17 protein-coding genes and 1 pseudogene are annotated in these 18,196 nt (G+C 57.6%); 10 read left to right on the top strand and 8 right to left on the bottom strand.

The window, feature by feature from the left end; translation table 11 throughout:
- The first annotated feature begins 8 nt into the window (after positions 1-8).
- Positions 9-1,490 carry an aldehyde dehydrogenase family protein gene (locus BLU37_RS21185; protein WP_090208567.1) on the top strand — a complete coding sequence of 494 codons (1,482 nt, stop codon included), beginning with the start codon at positions 9-11 and terminating at the stop codon, positions 1,488-1,490.
- A 60-nt stretch (positions 1,491-1,550) separates the two neighbouring features.
- Here BLU37_RS21185 and BLU37_RS29095 read toward each other — a convergent pair whose 3' ends face one another.
- Positions 1,551-2,960, bottom strand: coding sequence for an alpha/beta hydrolase (locus BLU37_RS29095; protein ID WP_157696396.1), 1,410 nt, complete (start codon positions 2,958-2,960; stop codon positions 1,551-1,553).
- A 154-nt stretch (positions 2,961-3,114) separates the two neighbouring features.
- On the opposite strand from BLU37_RS29095, the gene BLU37_RS21175 reads away from it, so the two are divergent.
- Both BLU37_RS21175 and BLU37_RS21170 read left to right on the top strand, forming a co-directional pair.
- Positions 3,115-3,471 carry a hypothetical protein gene (locus tag BLU37_RS21175; RefSeq protein ID WP_090208561.1) on the top strand — a complete coding sequence of 119 codons (357 nt, stop codon included), beginning with the start codon at positions 3,115-3,117 and terminating at the stop codon, positions 3,469-3,471.
- 58 nt (positions 3,472-3,529) lie between these two features.
- On the top strand, positions 3,530-3,907 hold the full coding sequence (locus BLU37_RS21170) for a c-type cytochrome (RefSeq protein WP_090208558.1): 378 nt from the start codon (positions 3,530-3,532) through the stop codon (positions 3,905-3,907).
- On the opposite strand, the gene BLU37_RS21165 is transcribed toward BLU37_RS21170, so the two are convergent.
- From BLU37_RS21165 to BLU37_RS21155, 3 genes are read right to left on the bottom strand one after another with little or no spacing between them, the layout of a single operon-like run.
- On the bottom strand, positions 3,908-5,188 hold the full coding sequence (locus tag BLU37_RS21165; protein ID WP_090208555.1) for a cytochrome P450: 1,281 nt from the start codon (positions 5,186-5,188) through the stop codon (positions 3,908-3,910). It abuts the gene before it with no gap.
- 6 nt (positions 5,189-5,194) lie between these two features.
- Positions 5,195-5,755 carry a carboxymuconolactone decarboxylase family protein gene (locus BLU37_RS21160; RefSeq protein ID WP_090208552.1) on the bottom strand — a complete coding sequence of 187 codons (561 nt, stop codon included), beginning with the start codon at positions 5,753-5,755 and terminating at the stop codon, positions 5,195-5,197.
- 11 nt (positions 5,756-5,766) lie between these two features.
- Positions 5,767-7,095, bottom strand: coding sequence for an aspartate aminotransferase family protein (locus tag BLU37_RS21155; RefSeq protein WP_090208548.1), 1,329 nt, complete (start codon positions 7,093-7,095; stop codon positions 5,767-5,769).
- A gap of 225 nt (positions 7,096-7,320) precedes the next feature.
- Between BLU37_RS21155 and glnH the strand changes: the two genes are divergently transcribed.
- The 5 genes from glnH to BLU37_RS21130 are packed head-to-tail and all read left to right on the top strand — an operon-like array spanning position 7,321 to position 11,437.
- Positions 7,321-8,064 carry a glutamine ABC transporter substrate-binding protein GlnH gene (glnH, locus tag BLU37_RS21150; RefSeq protein WP_090208545.1) on the top strand — a complete coding sequence of 248 codons (744 nt, stop codon included), beginning with the start codon at positions 7,321-7,323 and terminating at the stop codon, positions 8,062-8,064.
- Positions 8,065-8,095: 31 nt separating this feature from the next.
- Positions 8,096-8,752, top strand: coding sequence for a glutamine ABC transporter permease GlnP (gene glnP, locus BLU37_RS21145; protein ID WP_010446158.1), 657 nt, complete (start codon positions 8,096-8,098; stop codon positions 8,750-8,752).
- Positions 8,749-9,471 carry a glutamine ABC transporter ATP-binding protein GlnQ gene (gene glnQ / locus BLU37_RS21140; protein ID WP_090208542.1) on the top strand — a complete coding sequence of 241 codons (723 nt, stop codon included), beginning with the start codon at positions 8,749-8,751 and terminating at the stop codon, positions 9,469-9,471. Before glnP ends, glnQ begins: the two co-directional genes overlap by 4 nt.
- A gap of 11 nt (positions 9,472-9,482) precedes the next feature.
- The gene (locus BLU37_RS21135; RefSeq protein ID WP_090208538.1) at positions 9,483-10,520 is read left to right on the top strand and encodes a C45 family autoproteolytic acyltransferase/hydolase; all 1,038 of its coding nucleotides are present in this window, start codon (positions 9,483-9,485) and stop codon (positions 10,518-10,520) included.
- An 11-nt stretch (positions 10,521-10,531) separates the two neighbouring features.
- Positions 10,532-11,437 (top strand): MurR/RpiR family transcriptional regulator, encoded by a 906-nt coding sequence (locus BLU37_RS21130; protein WP_010446155.1) that lies wholly within the window; start codon positions 10,532-10,534, stop codon positions 11,435-11,437.
- Between the two features lie 38 nt (positions 11,438-11,475).
- Here BLU37_RS21130 and BLU37_RS21125 read toward each other — a convergent pair whose 3' ends face one another.
- Positions 11,476-11,958: an Lrp/AsnC family transcriptional regulator gene (locus BLU37_RS21125; protein ID WP_090210984.1), complete on the bottom strand. Its 483-nt coding sequence runs from the start codon at positions 11,956-11,958 to the stop codon at positions 11,476-11,478.
- Positions 11,959-12,111: 153 nt separating this feature from the next.
- Between BLU37_RS21125 and BLU37_RS21120 the strand changes: the two genes are divergently transcribed.
- Entirely contained in the window at positions 12,112-13,152 is a 1,041-nt protein-coding gene (locus tag BLU37_RS21120) for a zinc-dependent alcohol dehydrogenase family protein (RefSeq protein WP_090208534.1), read from the top strand.
- Positions 13,153-13,199: 47 nt separating this feature from the next.
- Here the strand turns inward: BLU37_RS21120 and BLU37_RS21115 are convergent.
- Positions 13,200-14,752, bottom strand: a protein-coding gene (locus BLU37_RS21115) for an IS3 family transposase (RefSeq protein ID WP_090207373.1) whose coding sequence is annotated in 2 segments (ribosomal slippage) — positions 13,200-14,290 and positions 14,290-14,752 — 1,554 coding nt in all. Because the reading frame shifts where the segments join, the coding sequence is not laid out codon by codon here.
- Between the two features lie 304 nt (positions 14,753-15,056).
- Here BLU37_RS21115 and BLU37_RS21110 point away from each other — a divergent pair.
- Positions 15,057-15,467 (top strand): hypothetical protein, encoded by a 411-nt coding sequence (locus tag BLU37_RS21110; protein ID WP_090208530.1) that lies wholly within the window; start codon positions 15,057-15,059, stop codon positions 15,465-15,467.
- A 116-nt stretch (positions 15,468-15,583) separates the two neighbouring features.
- On the opposite strand, the gene BLU37_RS21105 is transcribed toward BLU37_RS21110, so the two are convergent.
- Positions 15,584-16,711, bottom strand: coding sequence for a DmpA family aminopeptidase (locus BLU37_RS21105; protein WP_090208527.1), 1,128 nt, complete (start codon positions 16,709-16,711; stop codon positions 15,584-15,586).
- Positions 16,712-16,723: 12 nt separating this feature from the next.
- Positions 16,724-18,093, bottom strand: a pseudogene (locus BLU37_RS21100) (APC family permease).
- Between the last annotated feature and the right edge of the window lie 103 nt (positions 18,094-18,196).

The raw sequence follows: 18,196 nt of genomic DNA, 5'->3' as shown, positions 1-18,196 counted from the left end.
TTGCCTAAATGAATAACCAGACCGCACCTGCCCCATTTGCCATTCAAGGCCACCAATACATTAACGGCCACTGGAAACCAGGGCGCTCCAGCAAACGCCTGGATAATCGCAATCCCTTTAACGGCGAATTGCTGTTGGACATGCCACTCGCCTCAGTGGGCGATCTGGATGAAGCCTACCTGGCGGCCGAAAAGGCGCAGTTGGAGTGGAGTTCTCTACATGCCAGCCAAAGGGTTCTGTTGCTTGAAAAGCTTGCAATTGTCGTTTCCCAGCGCAGTGAAGAAATCATCGACTGGCTGATCAAGGAATCAGGCAGCACGCGAATCAAGGCGGGTATCGAGTGGCAAAGCACGCTGAACCTGGTCCGGGAATGCGCGAGCATGCCAATGCAAGTAGAAGGTCGGATCCTGACCAGCTACAAGCCGGGCGAACAAAGCTTTGTGTTCCGTGATCCGCTTGGCGTGGTGGGGGTGATCAGCCCTTGGAATTTTCCGCTGTACCTGAGCATGCGCTCCGTTATTCCGGCCTTGGCATTAGGCAACACCGTAGTGCTGAAACCTGCGAGTGATACCGCTGTCAGCGGTGGTTTATTGATTGCCTACCTACTCGAGGCAGCCGGCTTCCCCGCAGGTACCATCAATGTTGTGGTGGGCGCCGGATCAGAGATTGGTGACGCCTTCGTGGAGCATCGAGTCCCCAGGTTGATCTCGTTCACCGGATCTACGGATGTGGGTCGTAACGTAGGCCGCATCGCCACGGGCGGCAAGTACATCAAACGTGTTGCCCTTGAACTCGGTGGCAACGCCCCACTGGTGGTGTTAAATGATGCCGACGTTGAAGTGGCGGCCCACGCAGCCGTAGTCGGCCGGTTCCTGCACCAGGGCCAGATATGCATGAGCGTCAACCGAGTGATCGTTGATCGATCCCTCTACCCAGCCTTCGCAGAAAGGGTGGTGGACAGGGTCAGCAAGCTGAAAGTGGGTAATCCTGACGACACGGATACCGTCATTGGGCCTGTAGTCAATCAATCGCAGTTGAATGGCCTGTTACGCAAGATTGAGCAGGCACATGGCTCGGGCCTGACCCAACTGTTCGGCGCTTCAGCCCAGGGTCTATTGCTGCCCCCGCATGTTTTCGGCAACGTAAAAGCCGATGACGCTCTGGCAGCAGATGAAACCTTTGGCCCGCTGTTGCCCCTGTTGATAGCCGACGATGAAGCGCACGCCCTGCAACTTGCCAATGCCAGTGAGTATGGCTTGTCCAGTGCGGTATTCACGAAGGATATGGCGCGTGGGCTGCAATTCGCTCGTGGCATCGTCGCCGGCATGACGCACATCAACGACATCACGGTCGATGACCAGCCCAACGCCCCCTTCGGAGGAGAGAAAAACTCCGGGCTCGGGCGTTTCAACGGTCACTATGCCGTGGATGAATTTACCCGTGCGCATTGGGTCACCTGGCAGCCTGGTGGTCACCACTATCCATTTTAATGCACGACACAATCAGCCCCGGTAGGGGCTGATTGTCAGGTGTTCAGTCCCTGAACGTAGTTAGGGTTCTGTGACTAAGACAGATGATGAGACGTTTTTACCGCCGAGTGCCTTGATCAGAGACCATGATAGGGCGCCTTGCTCATCTCGATAAATATCACTGTGTGCACCTCCCCCTGTGTAAAACGCGTTGTAGGTAATCAAGGCATCCGAATTAATGTAGGTCACCTTTCTGCTAGAAGTTGGCGCTGGAGTAGTTGATCCTTTGGCATTTGCTTTTACACAGTTTATGAGATCTGAACGCTTGGAGCAGTATTCTAGGAAGCTATTTTCGCTGCCAGCATAAGTACCCCAAAGAGCTCTTTTGACGGCAGTATCGTTATTGGAAGAGGTCAAGGCTATATTCCTTGCACGGGGACATTTGTCGAGCAGGGTCCCGTCTTGGCTTTTACCCAGCAATCGGTCTGTCAAGAAGGCTCCTTGATAGTTGATAAGCAAATCCACCGTTTGCTTCGAGGATCGAGAGCCCGATCCGTCGGCTATCACTGGTCCGTCGCAAGCAGCCATGGTCGCTGCTCGCGCCCCAAAGCTATGCCCTATCGCTATGACCGGTAAGTTTACTTTAGCCAGTGTGTTGGCCTGAGGTATTGTATTTCCTAGCAGGACGCCTAACCAGGTCAAGCCGACTTCATCGGCGTCTTTTGCCTTTGTCCCGAAGCTTGTCAATTTATAAATAGGATCAAGCCATGGGCTGTTCCACTGGCTTGGCCAGGTCACGCCAATGACGAGTGGTTTAAAGAGCATTTGCTCTTCTTCACTGGCATGCTTTATCCCTCTAATTATGGAGTTTATGTTTCTGACTGCCTCCTCTTGCACAGTGTTCCAACCCATGACAACGACAACGATATGGGTATAAGCACGAGACTTGATATCGATAGTTAAATCATTTTGTAGCTTTTCCATTCCCTGCCAACCTGAGTGATACGCATCGTTAGATAGAACCTCGGGAGGGCTCTCAGAGTTGCTGTCGCAGCCACGAACAGGAGGAACCATGACATTTTTACGATAATAGGCATCGAACAAACTACAGTTCCTTTTATCACTCCCAGGAAGCTGATCACGAATAATGTGCGATACGAACATGATTTTTCCGTCATGTACTGCGGCCTGCTGGTCTCTGACCGTTTTATCTGTACTGTTCGGCTGCTCGAACGTCAGACTTTCTCCTGGCTTAAGAATCTTATCGGGATCACCTTTCTCAATCCCGACTATGTAACCACCACCGTGAAGTGCAATTTCATCAGGATAATAAACCGCCGAATGATAGTGCATGGTGATTGGGCCATCAGTCCCTAACTCCTTTTCCGCTGGTTCTAGGAGTCGGGGCGATTCGCCGCCGAAGCACCCACACAGTAAGATGGCATTAGCTGTCAGTAAATTCTTGATTACTCTACTTGTGATCATCGCCATGGGGTTCATCATCCAGTCAGATTGGATTCGACAAGAGCTGTTCGCCGCATTACTGATAGTTCCCTTGCCGCCCGATGTGCGGTAGCGGGAGCGCAGTGGCGTGCTCCGCAAAAGCAGTACGGCTGAAAGTGCCACTACTTTGCCATGGGTATAGATGACTCTTCGCACTCTGTCGACATGGCATAGCTCCAACATCTCAAATCTTTTCCCTACCCTGCGCGCCCTTGCCCCAAAGTCCTCTATCAAACTCGTGCCTCCTAGCCTGGAACCACTCGCTTCGCCGTGCGAGGGCTTCGCAAGGCTCGTAGAATCTGCTCGCTGGAACGTAAAATGGTACCTACTCGAAGATGGCGAAAAAATCCTTGCTTCGGGCTTTCTGGTGGCAACCTCGGGCACCAGGCTGGCCATCTATGAAAATGGCCGCCCCAAGATCATTCCACTGAAGGACTACAGCGTCGAAATTCTGGTTAAAAAAGAAGACGACAAGCCTGCTGCGCCGCAAGAGCACTGAGGCAACGCTGGACGTGATACAAAAACAAAGACCGTGATCAAAAGACTTATAAGGAAATATGAAAGCACTATTCATCCCGTTGCTAGGGATCTTGTCGTTCACTCAAGCAACGCTGTCCTTGGCGGACAATGACAATGGGAAAAACCTCTACCTGCAGCGGTGCGCCATGTGCCACGGAGCCGATATCAAGGCTACTGGGCCACTGGCAAAAAAGAGCATCCCCCCTACCCCGGACCTTACAACGCCTGCCTTTAAAAAGCGGCTGAATGATTATCCAGGCGTCATCGTGTCTTCGATCATACTTCGCCCCAATGGAGATTTGATTCCGAAAACCTTGAAAGAAAATGGTGTAAAGGTACCGGCGCACGCATGGACCGTTAAGGATTTTCGGGATTTGAATGAATACATGACCGCGGTGATTGCAAAAACTCGCTGATCAGGCTCTTCGGACAAAGCGGACCCGCGCCCGTTGCGGACGCAAAGAGAACCAGCCCCGTGGCGCCAGTTCGCCGTCGTGTACGATGTCCCAATGTTCCACCCAGTAGGCCAGTGCCGCAGCCAGATCGATCATCGCCATCGCGGTCCCCGGGCAGGAACGGTCGCCCAGGCCGAACGGGAAATAGGCGCCACGTGGCCATGTTGCCGAGTCCAGGAAGCGTTCCGGGCGGAACTCCAGGGGCGCCTCGAACCAGCGCGGGTCCCGATGGGTGATCCAACTGGAAACCATCACCACGTCCCCACGCTTGAGCGAATGGCCGGACACGTCGATGTCTGCCGTCACCTGTCGTGGCGCCAGGCCGTAGGCCGGAGGGTAAAGACGCAGGCATTCCTGTAGCACCGCCCTCAGCAAGGGACAGTTGCGCAGGTCACTGACCGAACGGATGGACGGCCAGTCGATGGGCGCCAGTTCGGCCCGCAGTCGCTGGCAGAGTTCCGGACGCTGCGCCAACAGCAGCAGACACCAGGTCAAAGTGACGCCAGTGGACTGGTGCGACGCCATCAGCAGGGTGCAAAGTTCATCACGCAACTCGACCAGGGGCCGAGGCGACTGCTCCGCCACCTCGTCGATCACGGCTCGCAACTGCCCCAGCGCCCAGCGTTTGCGCGGGCAGAGCTTGCTCGGGAACCAGTGCCCCAGCGGCAGACCGGTGGACATTTCCAGCAACGCCACCCGCGACAGCAGGCGAACCGCCTTGGCGATCCGGTAGGCCGCCGGCTCCAGGTCTACATCGAACAGCGCGTGACCACTGAGGGTGGCGCTGAACGCTGCCATCTCCAGGTCGAGATCATACTCGCGCCCCTCCACTATCCGCTCTGCCCACTGCGCGGCCAGTTGGCGCACATCATTGGCCGCCGGAGGAGCAATGTGTGGGCGCACCGCCTTGCGCTGTGCCTGGGCCGGCTCGCCTTCACGCATCATGAAGCTGCGCCCATTCCATTGCTTGAGCATGCACAGTGCCGGCGCCCAGCGGCGCAGGTCGTCGCGATGCTCGACCATCAGCTCGTGCACGGCTTGCGGATGGAACAGGCACCAGACACGCTGCGGGCCCATGCGCATGACGGCGACGTCCGGCTGCATCGCGTGCATTTTCTGCAGCCAGGCCAATGGGTCGCGCTGGATCTCCAGCCAATGCCGCAAGCCCGCACGGTTATCACCAACCCAGGGCAGATGGGCCAGCCGACGACGGATAGGGCAATTGGGATTGGCTTCGAGCATGCATTTTCACTCTTCAAAAGGCAGCGGCGAGCCGGACTCACGTCGGACTTCGAAAACGTTGAGCGTCATCGCCACCAGAGAGTAGTACCCATACACGCCGATCAGGTCAACCATCGCCGCTTCTCCAAACAAGGCGACGCCTTGCTCGTAGAGCGTTGCCGGCACTCGTCGAGTTTCATAGAGTGATTTCCCGATGTCGTAAACGCACTGCTCGTCTGCGCAACTGAAGACGGGGGGCTGCTGCTGTTTCAATGCCTCGATTATCGTCTCTGAAAGCCCTGCCCCTCTGGCAATCGGCTCGTGGATCTGCCATTCGGCCTGGGAGCGCCACCAGGCTGCCGTGGTCAGAATGGCGAGTTCGGTCAGACGCAATTCCAGCGCGGTGCCGTATCGGCAGAAAGCCCCCAGGCGCTGGGCATGATCCGCCAACGCAGGGCTGTGAATCCATGCCAGGAACGGACCGTCGAGGTTGCCGCGAGGCCCCTTGAGGATGTCAGCCAGCACACGTTGCTGGTCTTCGCTCATCTCGTCAGGCTGCAGGGTGGTCAGGCGCGATCGAATCTCCATCGATATCTCCGTCAAAGCCCGTTGATCGCGCTGGCTATTGCCTTCGCCAGCTTCTGTGAAATTTCGTCGACGTGGTCGGCATCGATGATGAACGGCGGTGCGAGCAGGATGTGATCGCCGAGTTTTCCGTCCACCGTACCGCCCATGGGGTAGCACATGAGGCCCTCGTTCATCGCCGCTTTCTTGATCCGCGCATGCAGTTTGAAAGCAGGATCGAAAGGCGTCTTGCTCTGCCGGTCAGTCACCAACTCGATGCCACGGAACAGGCCGCGTCCACGAATATCGCCGACATGGGGGTGATTGCCCAGGGTTTCCACCAGTCGCGATTGCAGGGCATCGCCGAGCGTTTGCACCTGGGACAACAACCCGCGCGCCTCGATGGTTTTCTGCACCGCCAAGGCCGCCGCGCACGCCGTGGCATGACCAATGTAGGTATGGCCATGCTGAAAGTACCCTGATCCATTGGCAATCGCATCGCGAATTTTTCCACTGACCATGGTCGCGCCAATCGGCTGATAGCCCGCCCCCAGGCCTTTGGCGATGGTAATCAGGTCGGCAGTGATGCCTTCCTGCTCAGCGGCAAACAACGTACCAGTACGTCCCATGCCACACATGACCTCATCGAGAATCAGTAACACGCCGTGGCGGTCACACACTTCCCGTACTTTCTTGAAATAACCCGGTACCGCCGTGACTGCGCCGAGTGTGGCACCGACCACAGGCTCAGCAATAAAGGCCATGACGTTGTCGGCACCCAGGCGCAGAATTTCAGCTTCCAGCTCTTGCGCCAATCGGGTCGCGAATTGTTCGTCGGACTCACCTTCCCGTTGCTCGCGATATGCATAGCACGGGCTGACATGGCTGACATCGATCAACAGTGGCTCGAACTGACGGCGGCGCCATTCGTTGCCACCTGCTGCCAGAGCCCCCAGGGTATTGCCGTGGTAGCTCTGGCGCCGGGCAATCACATGCTTGCGTGCGGGTTGCCCTATTTCCACGAAGTACTGTCGCGCCAACTTCAGCGCGGTCTCGACGGCCTCGGAACCTCCCGACACGAAATACACCGACTCCAACCCGGCAGGCGCACGGGCGACTAGAAAGTCAGCGAGCTCTTCCATCACGTCAGTCGTGAAGAACGAAGTGTGAGCGTAAGCCAGCTTTCCGACCTGCTGCTGGATGGCCTCTATCACCTGCGGGTCGCTGTGGCCGAGGCACGACACGGCGGCGCCGCCACTGGCATCCAGGTAACGTCGACCTGTGCTATCGATTAGATAGGGCCCTTCTCCTGAAACGGCAGTGGGATAGGTGTGATTGAAGCTGCGATGCAGAACATGACTCATGGTACCCTCCTGATGTCATGCAAATATTACTTGCATTGAAATTCTAAGCAATGGATATTTGCACGAAGTCAGTGAGAGACGTGTCGTTCGCTTCATCGGTGCCCTGCTCACTCTTCGGCATGGAGAGGCCGTCCATAAAAACCAGGGCCTAGCCCATTCATTGCTACTGCCGCTTTCCCTCGGCCCGTCAACGGCGAACCGAGCCACCCTTACTGAGGAAAGACGATGAAAAAAATTCTCAAGGCATCCCTTGCCGCCGCAGCGCTGGCCATTTGCGCTAACTCCATGGCTGCCGGCAAGGAACTGTTGATCGCTACGGATACGGCATTCGTGCCATTTGAGTTCAAACAGGGCAGTGAGTACGTGGGTTTCGATATCGATCTCTGGGCGGCGATCGCTAAAGAGATGGGCGTGACCTATCAGCTCAAGCCGATGGACTTCAACGGCATTATTCCTGCTCTGCAGACCCATAACGTGGACGCGGCGCTGGCAGGCATTACCATCAAGGAAGAGCGCAAGCAGGCCATCGACTTCTCTGACGGCTACTACGACAGCGGCTTCTTGCTGATGGTCAAGGCCGACAACGACACCATCAAAAGCGAGGCTGACATTGCTGGCAAGAGCCTGGCAGTGAAGAGCGGCACCTCAGCGGCTGACTATGCGAAAGCCAACCTCAAGGCCAAGGATCTGCGCCAGTTCCCAAACATCGATAACGCCTACCTTGAGCTACGTACCGGCCGGGTCGACGCCGCCATGCACGACACACCGAACGTCCTTTACTACATCAAGACCGCAGGTGAAGGCCAAGTCAAAACGGTAGGCACCCAGATGATGGCCCAGCAATATGGCATTGGCTTCCCTAAAGGCAGCGAACTGCGTGAACCGGTCAACGCCGCACTGAAGAAGCTTCGAGAAGATGGCACCTACGCCAAAATCTACGAAAAGTGGTTTGGCACCCAGCCTCAGTAAATCTTCCCAGCTACTTTGAGAGTTGACCGTTATGCAATTTCAATGGAGCGCCATTTGGGATGCGCTCCCCGTTCTGCTGGATGGCGCCAAACTCACACTCTGGATATCGATCCTGGGTCTGATCGGTGGCGCATTCATCGGCGTGATCGCGGGCTTTGCCCGCGCTTACGGCGGTTTCCTGAGCAGTCGGGTAGCCCTGGTATTCATCGAGCTGATCCGTGGCACGCCAATCATGGTGCAGGTGATGTTCATCTACTTCGCCTTGCCGCTGATGGTTCCCGTACGCGTTGATCCATTCAGCGCCGCCGTGTTCACCATCATGATTAACTCCGGTGCTTACATCGGCGAAATCACCAGAGGTGCGGTGCTATCGATCAACAAAGGCTTTCGCGAAGCCGGTCTGGCACTCGGCCTGTCCAGGCGCGATACGCTTCGTTACGTGATTGCGCCCCTGGCATTTCGCCGAATGATCCCCGCACTGGGTAACCAATGGATCGTCAGCATCAAGGACACCTCTCTGTTCATCGTGATCGGGGTCGCTGAGCTGACCCGTCAGGGCCAAGAGGTGATCGCCGGCAATTTCCGGGCGATGGAAGTCTGGTCTGCGGTCGCCGTGATTTATTTGATCATCACGCTGGTACTCAGTTATGTCCTGCGCCGGATGGAAGCAAGGTTGAAAATCCTATGATCAAATTCAAGAACGTTTCCAAGCATTTTGGCACTACACAGGTGCTGCACAACATCGATCTGAGCATTGCGAGCGGCGAAGTCGTGGTGATCATCGGGCCATCGGGATCGGGTAAATCGACCCTGCTGCGCTGCATCAACAAGCTGGAAGAGATCACAGAGGGAGAACTTGTCGTCGATGGCCTGAAGGTCAACGACCCCAAGGTGGACGAGCGGCTTATCCGTCAGGAAGCGGGAATGGTCTTTCAGCAATTCCACCTGTTCCCGCAGATGACTGCGTTGGAAAACGTAGCGTTCGGACCTATCCGTGTCCGTGGTGCGAGCAAAGCCGAAGCTCATGCACTAGGTCGTGAACTGTTGGCGAAGGTGGGGTTGGCCGAGCGTGCCGACCACTACCCTTCTCAACTCTCGGGCGGCCAGCAGCAACGCGTTGCAATTGCTCGCGCGCTCGCTGTCAAACCCAAAATGATGCTGTTTGACGAGCCGACCTCTGCGCTTGACCCAGAGCTGCGCCATGAAGTGCTGACCGTGATGAAGGCGCTGGCGGAAGAAGGCATGACCATGGTGATTGTGACGCACGAAGTCGATTTCGCGCGCAAAGTCGCCAGCCGTCTGATCTTCATCGACAAGGGGCGCATTGCTGAGGACGGGAAACCGCAAGAGCTGATCGCCAACCCACCCAGCCCGCGCTTGCGGGAATTTCTCCAGCACGTTTCGTAAGGGGCATAGCGATGCTCGCTCAACTTCATATTGCCGGCAGCGCATTCGACCTAGGGGTGCGCCTGGGTCAATTTGGCCGCCAGGCCGTGCACGCAAAATTGCGGCCGCTGCCTCTGTGGCAACGCCTCGCAGCGCTGGCCAACACGCCCAAGGCGCAGGAAATGCAGACGCTGGTACGCCAGATGTTCCCGCGCTACTGGCAGGAAATCGAAGGCCTGGCGGCCGGGCTTGAACTGCCTGTCGACGAAGTCTTCATGTGGAACTGCCGTGGAGACTTCGCCGGGCTTCCCAGTGTCGATGGTTGCACCACCGTGTATGGCCAGACTCTACTGGGCACTTTGATCGCCCACAACGAAGACGGCCTGCCACAGCTGCGCGGCGACTGCGCCATCGTGCATGTCACGCCCGATGACGGCGCGGCGTTCGTCAGCTTCATTTATCCGGGGTCGATTCCTGGGCACACGTTCGCGGTCAACGAATTCGGCATCGTTGCGACGGTCAACAACCTGCGGCCCAAGGATATTCCGGCAGGCCTGCCAAGGATGGTTTTGGGTCGTGCTTCACTAGAGGCCAGATCCGTCGACGAAGCCATTGCCGCCGTGTCGGTGACGCCCCGCGCGGGCGCATTCCACCATGCGTTCGCCCAAGCAGGCTCAACGCAGGTGGTGAGCGTGGAAGCTTCATCTGCCATGACCTGCGCCTTGGAAGTCAGGGGAGTCCAAGGCCACGCCAATCACATGGTCCAGGATGCACTGGGCCAGGTAGAGCAGACCGTTACGGGTAGCTCCGGATCGCGTCAACAGCGACTGGACGCACTGCTGGCCGGTACGCGTGACTTGCTGGATGAAACCAAGGCCCTTGACGTTCTGCGTGATGAGCATGATGTAACCTTGCCTATCTACCGGTGCGCGCCTGATGATCCAGATGATGAGAACACCCTGGCAACCGCAGTCTTCTCACTGACGGCCACGACTGTAGAATGGCGCGTTTACACCTGCCGTGACATTGATCGTCCCGATGTCAAAGGTGTGGTTTCCGTTTATAGGTAGTGGATATCCAAATGACTCAATCAATCGAGCAGTTGCCCGATACCGTGACCGGCCTCAAGCAGTTGCTGGCCGCCATCGAGCGGCAAGAAGTCGACATTGTGCTGGGTAGCAGTTCAACACGCGTGCTGACTTCGCTGATTGAGTCCCCACAACGCGCAGCCGTTTCATCCATCACCGAGTTGTCCGAGCAACTGGGGGTCAACGCCTCCACATTGTCGCGGTTGGCCAGGCGACTGGGCTACTCGGGCTTTAGCAAGCTGCAGGATGTCTTTCGCCGTGAGCTGACGGAGGGCCGGAGTTTTTATAGCGATCAGGCTTCCCAACTGGTGGTGGGCACTACCGATAACGGCCCTCTCAGTCAGCTGGCCCGTCTGGGACGGCAAGAAAGCGCAAACATCGCCAGCCTGATCGAGCAGATCGATGCCTCGACGTTCGATCAGGTGGTCGGTCGACTATGCAAAGCCAAGCGCGTTCGCATTCATGGGATGCGCCAGTTCAACTCCTTGGCTTTGTTCATGGCATACGGCCTGGGCATGCTGCGCCCAGACGTCAGCACCCTGGATTCCAACCGGCAAGGCGTCGCCGATGCGTTGGCTCAGCTGGACGCGGGTGATGTGCTGGTTGTGGCTAGCTGTTTCCCCTATACGCCGAGTGTTCTAGCCACCGCCGATGTGGCTGCACACCACGGTATCGAGGTCATCGCCTTGACGGACTCCGCCAGCTCACCACTGGCCAAAATAGCCAATCACAGTTTCTACGTGCCCAATCACAGCCTGTTCTTCAGCAATAGCATGTGCGGATTCATGCTTTTGTCCCAAGGCCTGCTAAGCGCTGTAGCAAGCTCATTGGGTGAATCCGCCGTAGAGGCGCTCAAGCATCGTGAGACGCTCATCTCTGAACTGGGCTCATCGTTGTAATGGCTGCCGGTAAAGTCACGCAGAGTTCGGTTTTTCCATCACATACTCAACAGCTCGGTCACCGGCAATCGATGGGTGGTCTTCAGCTCACGCAGGGAAAGGTTCGAACGAATACTTGAAACGCCTGGCAGCTTTCGCAGCACTTTTTCGACAAAGCGGCTGTAGCTATTCAAGTCCCGTGCAACCACCTCAAGTAGAAAGTCCGCCTCGCCCGTTGTGTTGTGGCAACTCAGTACCTGGGGGGCCGACTGGATAATCTTCTCAAACAGTGCCGTGGCTTCTTCACTGTGATCCGTACAAGAGATCTGAACAAAGGCCATGACGCCTAGCCCGAGTTTCTTTCGATTGAGAATGGCCTGGTAGCCCTCGATAACGCCGCATTCCTCTAAGCGTCTCTGCTTGCGCCAACAGGACGCCTCGCTGAGGGACAGTTGCTCGGCCAGCTTGACGTTCGACAGTTTGCCATCTCGCTGCAGACGATCTGATATTGCAATATCCATCTTATCAAGCTGATCAATCATGAAAGAGCCCATCAGAAATAGTCGATTTCATGGAAACTAATTTCATTTCATAAATCAAGTCAAGTGCAACTTGAAAGGTAATTTCAAGGCGTTCATTCATAATAAAAATACAGGAAATACCTCGCATCGCTCATCCCTATCCAGGTGATTTGAATGAAAGCAGTCGTCTACGAAGCCTTTTCCAAACCGCCGCGTCTGATGACCGTGGCGGATCCGACCCCGGCACGTCATGGGGTGGTTATCCAGGTGCTTGGCACCGGGGTGTGCCGCAGTGACTGGCACGGTTGGAAAGGTCATGACCCGGACATTGAGCTGCCGCATGTGCCGGGTCATGAGCTAGCGGGCATCGTGGCCGAGGTGGGCAAGGACGTCACGCGGTGGAAAGTCGGCGACCGCGTGACCGTGCCGTTCGTGGGGGGCTGTGGTGCTTGTGCGGAGTGCAACAGCGGCAACCAGCAGGTCTGCCACACGCAGTTCCAGCCGGGCTTCACCCATTGGGGATCTTTTGCCGAATACGTCGGCATCCACCAGGCCGACCTGAACCTGGTCGCACTGCCTGAAAGCATGGACTTCGCTACCGCCGCAAGCCTGGGTTGTCGCTTCGCGACCTCGTTCCGGGCCGTCGTTGACCAGGGCAAAGTCAGTGCCGGGCAGTGGGTAGCGGTTCACGGTTGCGGAGGCGTAGGCCTGTCGGCGGTGATGATTGCCCACGCCATCGGCGCGAACGTCATCGCCATCGATATTTCCCAGGAAAAACTCGAACTGGCCCGTTCGCTCGGAGCGGTTGCCACCGTGAATGCCCACGACGTCGCGAACGTCACCGAAGCCGTGCAGACAATCACTCGCGGCGGCGCCCATGTATCGCTGGATGCATTGGGGCATCCCACCACGTGCTTCAACTCCATCAACAACCTGCGCCGTCGTGGCAAACACATCCAGGTCGGACTGATGCTCGCCGATCACGCCACGCCAGCAATCCCCATGAGCAAAGTCATCGCGCACGAACTGGAGATCTACGGCAGCCACGGCATGCAAGCGCATCGTTATGACGCCATGATCGCGATGATCACCTCCGGCAAGCTGGCGCCCGAAAAACTCGTGGGGAAAACCATCAGCCTGGAGCAATCCATCGATGCGTTGATGAACATGGATCGGTTCGAAACGGCTGGGGTTACCGTTATAACGGAGTTTTAATCCCTATGATCGGCGTTTTTCAAGGTAGTTGTCGCGTCACCGTCTAACTATGCTGCTCTTTTCTCGACTGGCTGCTCCCGATCAGGGTTCAACAGCACCGTACCCATCGGCTCCCAGTTTCGCGTCTGTCCAGACCAGCGTTCTGGGCTTCTCTCCCGGGCTTGCTCGTACAGCTCATGACGCCGAGCCAGGATCTGATGATCCTGACCACGGTGCCGTTCGGCCGGGGTCACAAAGCGGATTCGGCTGTGCCGGTGCTCGTGGTTATACCAACGCATAAAGTCCCTGACCCAGGCGCGTGCGGCGTCCAGGCTGGCAAAGCCATCTGCCGGCCATTGCGGGTAGTATTTCAACGTCCGAAACAGTGATTCCGAGTACGGGTTGTCATTGCTCACTCGCGGTCGGCCACGTGACGGCGTGATGCCCAGCTCATGCATTTTGCTCAACAGCGTCAGCGATTTCATCGGTGCTCCATTGTCCGAGTGCAGCACCAGTGGCTCGTGCAAACACTGCTCGCCGATCACGCTACGTTGCAGTAGCGCAGCCGCCTTCTCACCGCTTTCTTCTTCGTAAACCTCCCAGCCCACGGCCTTGCGGCTGTAAATATCCTCGATCAGGTACAGGTAGTAATACTTTCCGCGCACCGGAGACGGCAGGTAGGTGATGTCCCACGACCACACCTGGTTCGGCCCTTTGGCGGCATACGTCGTCGGTGCCACGTGCCGCCTGGGGCGCTGGCTACGACCACGATGCTGCTGTTGGCCTGCCGCACGCAGCACCCGGTAAAACGTCGACTCCGACGCCAGATAGAGCTGCTGATCAGCCAACCTCGGTACGATCTGGCTCGGCGGCAAATGGCCGTAGCCCGGGCTGTTACACACGTTTAGGATCGCTTGTCGTTCGACCTCGCTCAGCGCATTGCGCGGCCTGGATCGTACCGTGGTCGTTCGGGCGTCTGCCTGAACCGCATCAGTTTCAGTCCAGCGCTGCACGGTTCTGAGCGAGAGACCGACTTCCTGGCAGGCCTTGATTTTCCGGGCGCCGGCCATCCGGGCTTCACTCAACCAGGTCACCAGTAATTGCCGTTCCGGCAAGGCGGTCAGTTGTCCTCGTTGTCGATCCCCCAGTAGTCGTTGAGCTTTTTTCGCAGCACCAGCAACGCGGCGGTTTCAGCCAGCGCCTTGTCTTTGCGGCGCAGCTCGCGCTCCAGTTCCTGGATGCGTTTCTTGTCCTTGCGGGCTTGCTCGCGATCGTCTTTTTGCTGGGCTTTGTCTGCCTTCTGGCCGTTGATGCAGGCTTGCCGCCAAGCCTTGATTTGCTCGGGGTACAGGCCTTTGCGACGGCAGTATTCAGCCAGTTCAATTTCGGACAAGCCGGCGGTTTCAAGGACGACGGCAAACTGGGCTTCGGCTGTCCAGTTCTGGGCCGATGGGATGTTCTCGGACACTGCGTTTCCTTCAGAGCGGGCCTTTCTGCGCCAGTTGGCCAATGACATGTCGCTGACCCCTTCGCGCCGAGCAACCTCGGCCATCGACAGGCTCAGTGGGGGAAGCAGCATTTTGAGCAATGCGGCTTTGCGTTCCGGTGAATAGTACGGCACGAACAGTCTCTTTCCGCCCCCGATCTGCGTTTTCAGGAAAATTCGGAGAGGCGACAACTATCCTGACACCGGGGGTGATCGACGACACAATAACGCCTGGATATGTTCATTGAGGCGTTTTTGAAGGCGGCTGTTGTAAACGTTGGCAGAGCCTGCGCAGACGGCCGTCACACAGGGCCCGCAAGGTTCTGCCGGCACTTCTCGCCGCGCCTCCCTACAAAAGGCGCCCTTTCTAGAACCAGCATATGGCGATGTAGTATCATCTGCACTCGGGCGTCACTCACTCCATCAAGGGATTGTCAAAATGATCTGGGTCATTCTAATTGCCGTTGTCATCATTGTGGTTTGGTGGGCGAATGCTCAGGAAAAGGCTAAAAAGAAAGCACGTGAAGCCTATCAAAGTTCGCTGGCAAGCCTCAAAGCTGACCCGCGCAATGCTGATTTGCGTCAGCAGACTTTGGCCTTGGGGCGAATCTATTCGAATCTGATGCGCGATAAAAAAGGTCAAACCGTGTTTGATGAAATCGCGCTGATGAACGACATCAACGCGGCGTGTGCCGGTGCTAGTGAACGCACGCTGGATGCTCACGTTATCCTCCCTCCAGTGAATGATATCGAAGCACGCCTGCAAAAGCTGTTGTCTCTCAAAGAGCGCAATCTTATTGATGAGGACGAATACAGCAGCCGCCGTAGAGAGATTCTTGAGTCAATCTGATCGGCTTTTGCTGTAAAACTCGCTAGTACGCATCTCGATGCAGCAAGCACAGGAGGAACATCTCCTGTGCTTTGGCTGACACTTGGCTAGCACGGCTACTCACACCAACAATTCAATTACGCTTTTGCCCCGGATTTGGTGTCTACTCTAGCCTGCCAACCTACCGCCTCCAGGGCCTCTATCAGACGCTTGCCCTGCAACGCCGGCACCTCTCGCCCATCCCCTGCCAGCATCGGCCGACCGGCCAGTAGCGCATTGATAATCGCCTCCTCCACCGCCTCGGCCGCCGCCGCGAACAGCGGCGAGATGTAATCGTTATTGACCATGTCCACCTGGGCCGTCCTGGGCAGATCGCGGCGGTTGTAATCGGCCGGCGCCAGCCCCGTATTACCCGTCGAGAACGCCAGGAAAATATCGCCACTGGAATCATCGGTGCCACCGCCCGTACGGGCGATGCCCAATGAAGCCCGCTGCGCCAGACGCTGACATTGGTGTGGCAGCAACGGCGCATCGGTGGCCAACACCACCACGATCGAGCCCATGCCCGGCGTATCCTGCTCCCCGAAAGGCGACGGCAGATCCTGTAGCCGCCGGCCGACGGGATAGCCGTCCACCCTCAGGTCGCGGCGCTGGCCATGGTTGGCCTGGACAAAGGCCCCCACGGTCCAGCCACCCTGCTCCGCCGACAATGCCCGTGACGCAGTACCGATTCCGCCCTTGAACTCATGGCAGATCATGCCGGTACCGCCACCCACGGCTCCTTCCGCCACAGGCCCGGCGCTGGCCGCCGCGAGCGCCTGGTGAACCAGCTCGGCATTCACATGCTGGCCCCAGATGTCGTTCAACACACCATCGTAGGTCTCCATCACCACCGGCATGCACCAGTAGGTCGACGTGTCCGCCAGGGTCGCATGCTCATGGGCGATCAGCGCGTCACGTACCACGCCGACACTGTGGGTGTTGGTGGTCGCAATCGGCGTCGTCAGCAAACCCGCTTCTCTAATCCATTCAAGGCCAGTGGCATCACCATTGCCGTTCAGCACATGGCAGCCGGCGAAGCATGGCTGATAACGCGCCGCTGCGACGCGTGGCTCGATGACGCTGACACCCGTGCGTACAGGTTTGCCGTCATGGACCTTGTCCAGCGTCGCGTGGCCGACCCGCACACCCGGTACGTCGGTGATTGCGTTGTGGGGCCCCGGCTTCCCCAGGCCCAGGGTGATACCAAAGTCGCGTGCTCGCATCCTGCCTCTCGCTTAAAGTTTCTGGAAAGCTGGGCTCAGCTTGCCGTAGGTGCCATAGAGCACTACAGAAGTGAACAGAATTCCCAGAATAATGAAAATATCCCGGGCAGACGCGCTACCCAGCAAGGTGATCAGCAGATACCCCGCGCCCATCACGGCGGCCAATGCCGGCAGCGGCCACAGCGGCATCCGGTACGGGTGCTCACGGTCACGGCGCCGCACGCGACTGAACAACGCGCACAGACCCACGACCAGATAGACGCACAGAATCAGCAACACGGTGAACGACGTGAGCTCCGACAGATTGGAACTGAAGGTCAAGGCAGCCGAAGGCACAGCCAGGAACAGCGTAGCCAACCACGGCGAATCCCACTTGGGATGGATACGGGTGAAGGCGCGGTTCAGGGTGGGCATCCACAGCTCATCACGGCCACTGCTGTAGATCACTCGGCCGATCTGGATCACCAGGGCGATGATGGCGTTGAACACCGACAGGAAAATCCCCGCACTGACCAGCCGCGACAGCGTTTCGTTACCGTGGGCCGTCAGCAGGTAGCCAATCGGATCCGGGCTCGCCAACATGGCTTCAAGCGACGGCGCCCCGACCAGCAGCGCCACCAGTGGAATCAACTCGATGGCCACCACCAGCACCAGTGACCACAGCACCGCCTTGGGAATGCCCCGCCCGGCGCACTTCATGTCCTCGGCCAGCAACACTGCGCCGCCATAGCCGTTGAAGGAAAACAGCGCAGTGCCCACGGCGCCAATGACCAATGCCCAGGGCGCCGCATGCAGTACCCCGTTATCGAGCGCAACCGGGCTGAGCAGGCTGGCAATCGGTTGCTGGGCATGACCGAAGCCCAACACCACGATAACCATCAACGCCGCCACCTCCAGAAGCAGACAACTGCCGGTCACCCAGGCGTTGAGCTTGATATTGAGGATGCCGAGCAGATAACTCAGGGTCACGATGACCAGCGCGACGGTCTGCCCATCGAACTGCGTGCCCAGTGCCGCGTTGAGATAGGTCGCAGCGCCGGTTGCCAGCACCGGCGGAATGAACAGCAGCATGGCCAGCACGGTGAGAAACGTGGCGTAACCGGCCATGCCACCAAAGACCCGCTTGGCGAACACGTATTCGCCGCCAGCGGCACTGTGTGCCCGGCCCAGCTCCGCGTAGCAAAGGGCAAACATCAGCGCCAGTACGCCGCCCAGAATGAACGCCCAGATCACCCCGGTACCGGCCTGGGCGATGGCAAAGGGCGCAATGACAAATACGGAACTGGCGGCGTCACCGAGGAGACGGTGATAGCGACGACATCAGGGATGCTCAGCGTGGGCTTGAGCTCAGGGGATAGCTTAGGGGGTGGCGCAGACGTCATGGTGTTCATCCTCACGTTGTTTTAGGTGTTGGAGGCAGAACCAGAAATCGATCGGTTGCGAGCTCGACGGCTCGCTTCATGGGTCTGAATCTAGGCAGATACA

It is taken from the genome of Pseudomonas asplenii (genome assembly GCF_900105475.1).
GTDB classification, from domain to species: domain Bacteria; phylum Pseudomonadota; class Gammaproteobacteria; order Pseudomonadales; family Pseudomonadaceae; genus Aquipseudomonas; species Aquipseudomonas asplenii.
The sequence above is the reverse complement of the archived record's forward strand: the minus strand, read 5'-3'. Positions and strand labels throughout refer to the sequence as shown.

Bases quoted from the DNA above. Each gene is read 5' to 3' on its own strand.
- BLU37_RS29095 (WP_157696396.1), bottom strand. From the start codon at position 2,960: ATGGCGATGATCACAAGTAGAGTAATCAAGAATTTACTGACAGCTAAT.
- BLU37_RS21110 (WP_090208530.1), top strand. From the start codon at position 15,057: ATGATCTGGGTCATTCTAATTGCCGTTGTCATCATTGTGGTTTGGTGG.
- BLU37_RS21130 (WP_010446155.1), top strand. From the start codon at position 10,532: ATGACTCAATCAATCGAGCAGTTGCCCGATACCGTGACCGGCCTCAAG.
- glnH (WP_090208545.1), top strand. From the start codon at position 7,321: ATGAAAAAAATTCTCAAGGCATCCCTTGCCGCCGCAGCGCTGGCCATT.
- BLU37_RS21170 (WP_090208558.1), top strand. From the start codon at position 3,530: ATGAAAGCACTATTCATCCCGTTGCTAGGGATCTTGTCGTTCACTCAA.
- BLU37_RS21185 (WP_090208567.1), top strand. From the start codon at position 9: ATGAATAACCAGACCGCACCTGCCCCATTTGCCATTCAAGGCCACCAA.
- BLU37_RS21155 (WP_090208548.1), bottom strand. From the start codon at position 7,095: ATGAGTCATGTTCTGCATCGCAGCTTCAATCACACCTATCCCACTGCC.
- BLU37_RS21125 (WP_090210984.1), bottom strand. From the start codon at position 11,958: ATGATTGATCAGCTTGATAAGATGGATATTGCAATATCAGATCGTCTG.
- glnP (WP_010446158.1), top strand. From the start codon at position 8,096: ATGCAATTTCAATGGAGCGCCATTTGGGATGCGCTCCCCGTTCTGCTG.
- glnQ (WP_090208542.1), top strand. From the start codon at position 8,749: ATGATCAAATTCAAGAACGTTTCCAAGCATTTTGGCACTACACAGGTG.
- BLU37_RS21175 (WP_090208561.1), top strand. From the start codon at position 3,115: ATGACTCTTCGCACTCTGTCGACATGGCATAGCTCCAACATCTCAAAT.
- BLU37_RS21165 (WP_090208555.1), bottom strand. From the start codon at position 5,188: ATGCTCGAAGCCAATCCCAATTGCCCTATCCGTCGTCGGCTGGCCCAT.
- BLU37_RS21135 (WP_090208538.1), top strand. From the start codon at position 9,483: ATGCTCGCTCAACTTCATATTGCCGGCAGCGCATTCGACCTAGGGGTG.
- BLU37_RS21120 (WP_090208534.1), top strand. From the start codon at position 12,112: ATGAAAGCAGTCGTCTACGAAGCCTTTTCCAAACCGCCGCGTCTGATG.
- BLU37_RS21160 (WP_090208552.1), bottom strand. From the start codon at position 5,755: ATGGAGATTCGATCGCGCCTGACCACCCTGCAGCCTGACGAGATGAGC.
- BLU37_RS21105 (WP_090208527.1), bottom strand. From the start codon at position 16,711: ATGCGAGCACGCGACTTTGGTATCACCCTGGGCCTGGGGAAGCCGGGG.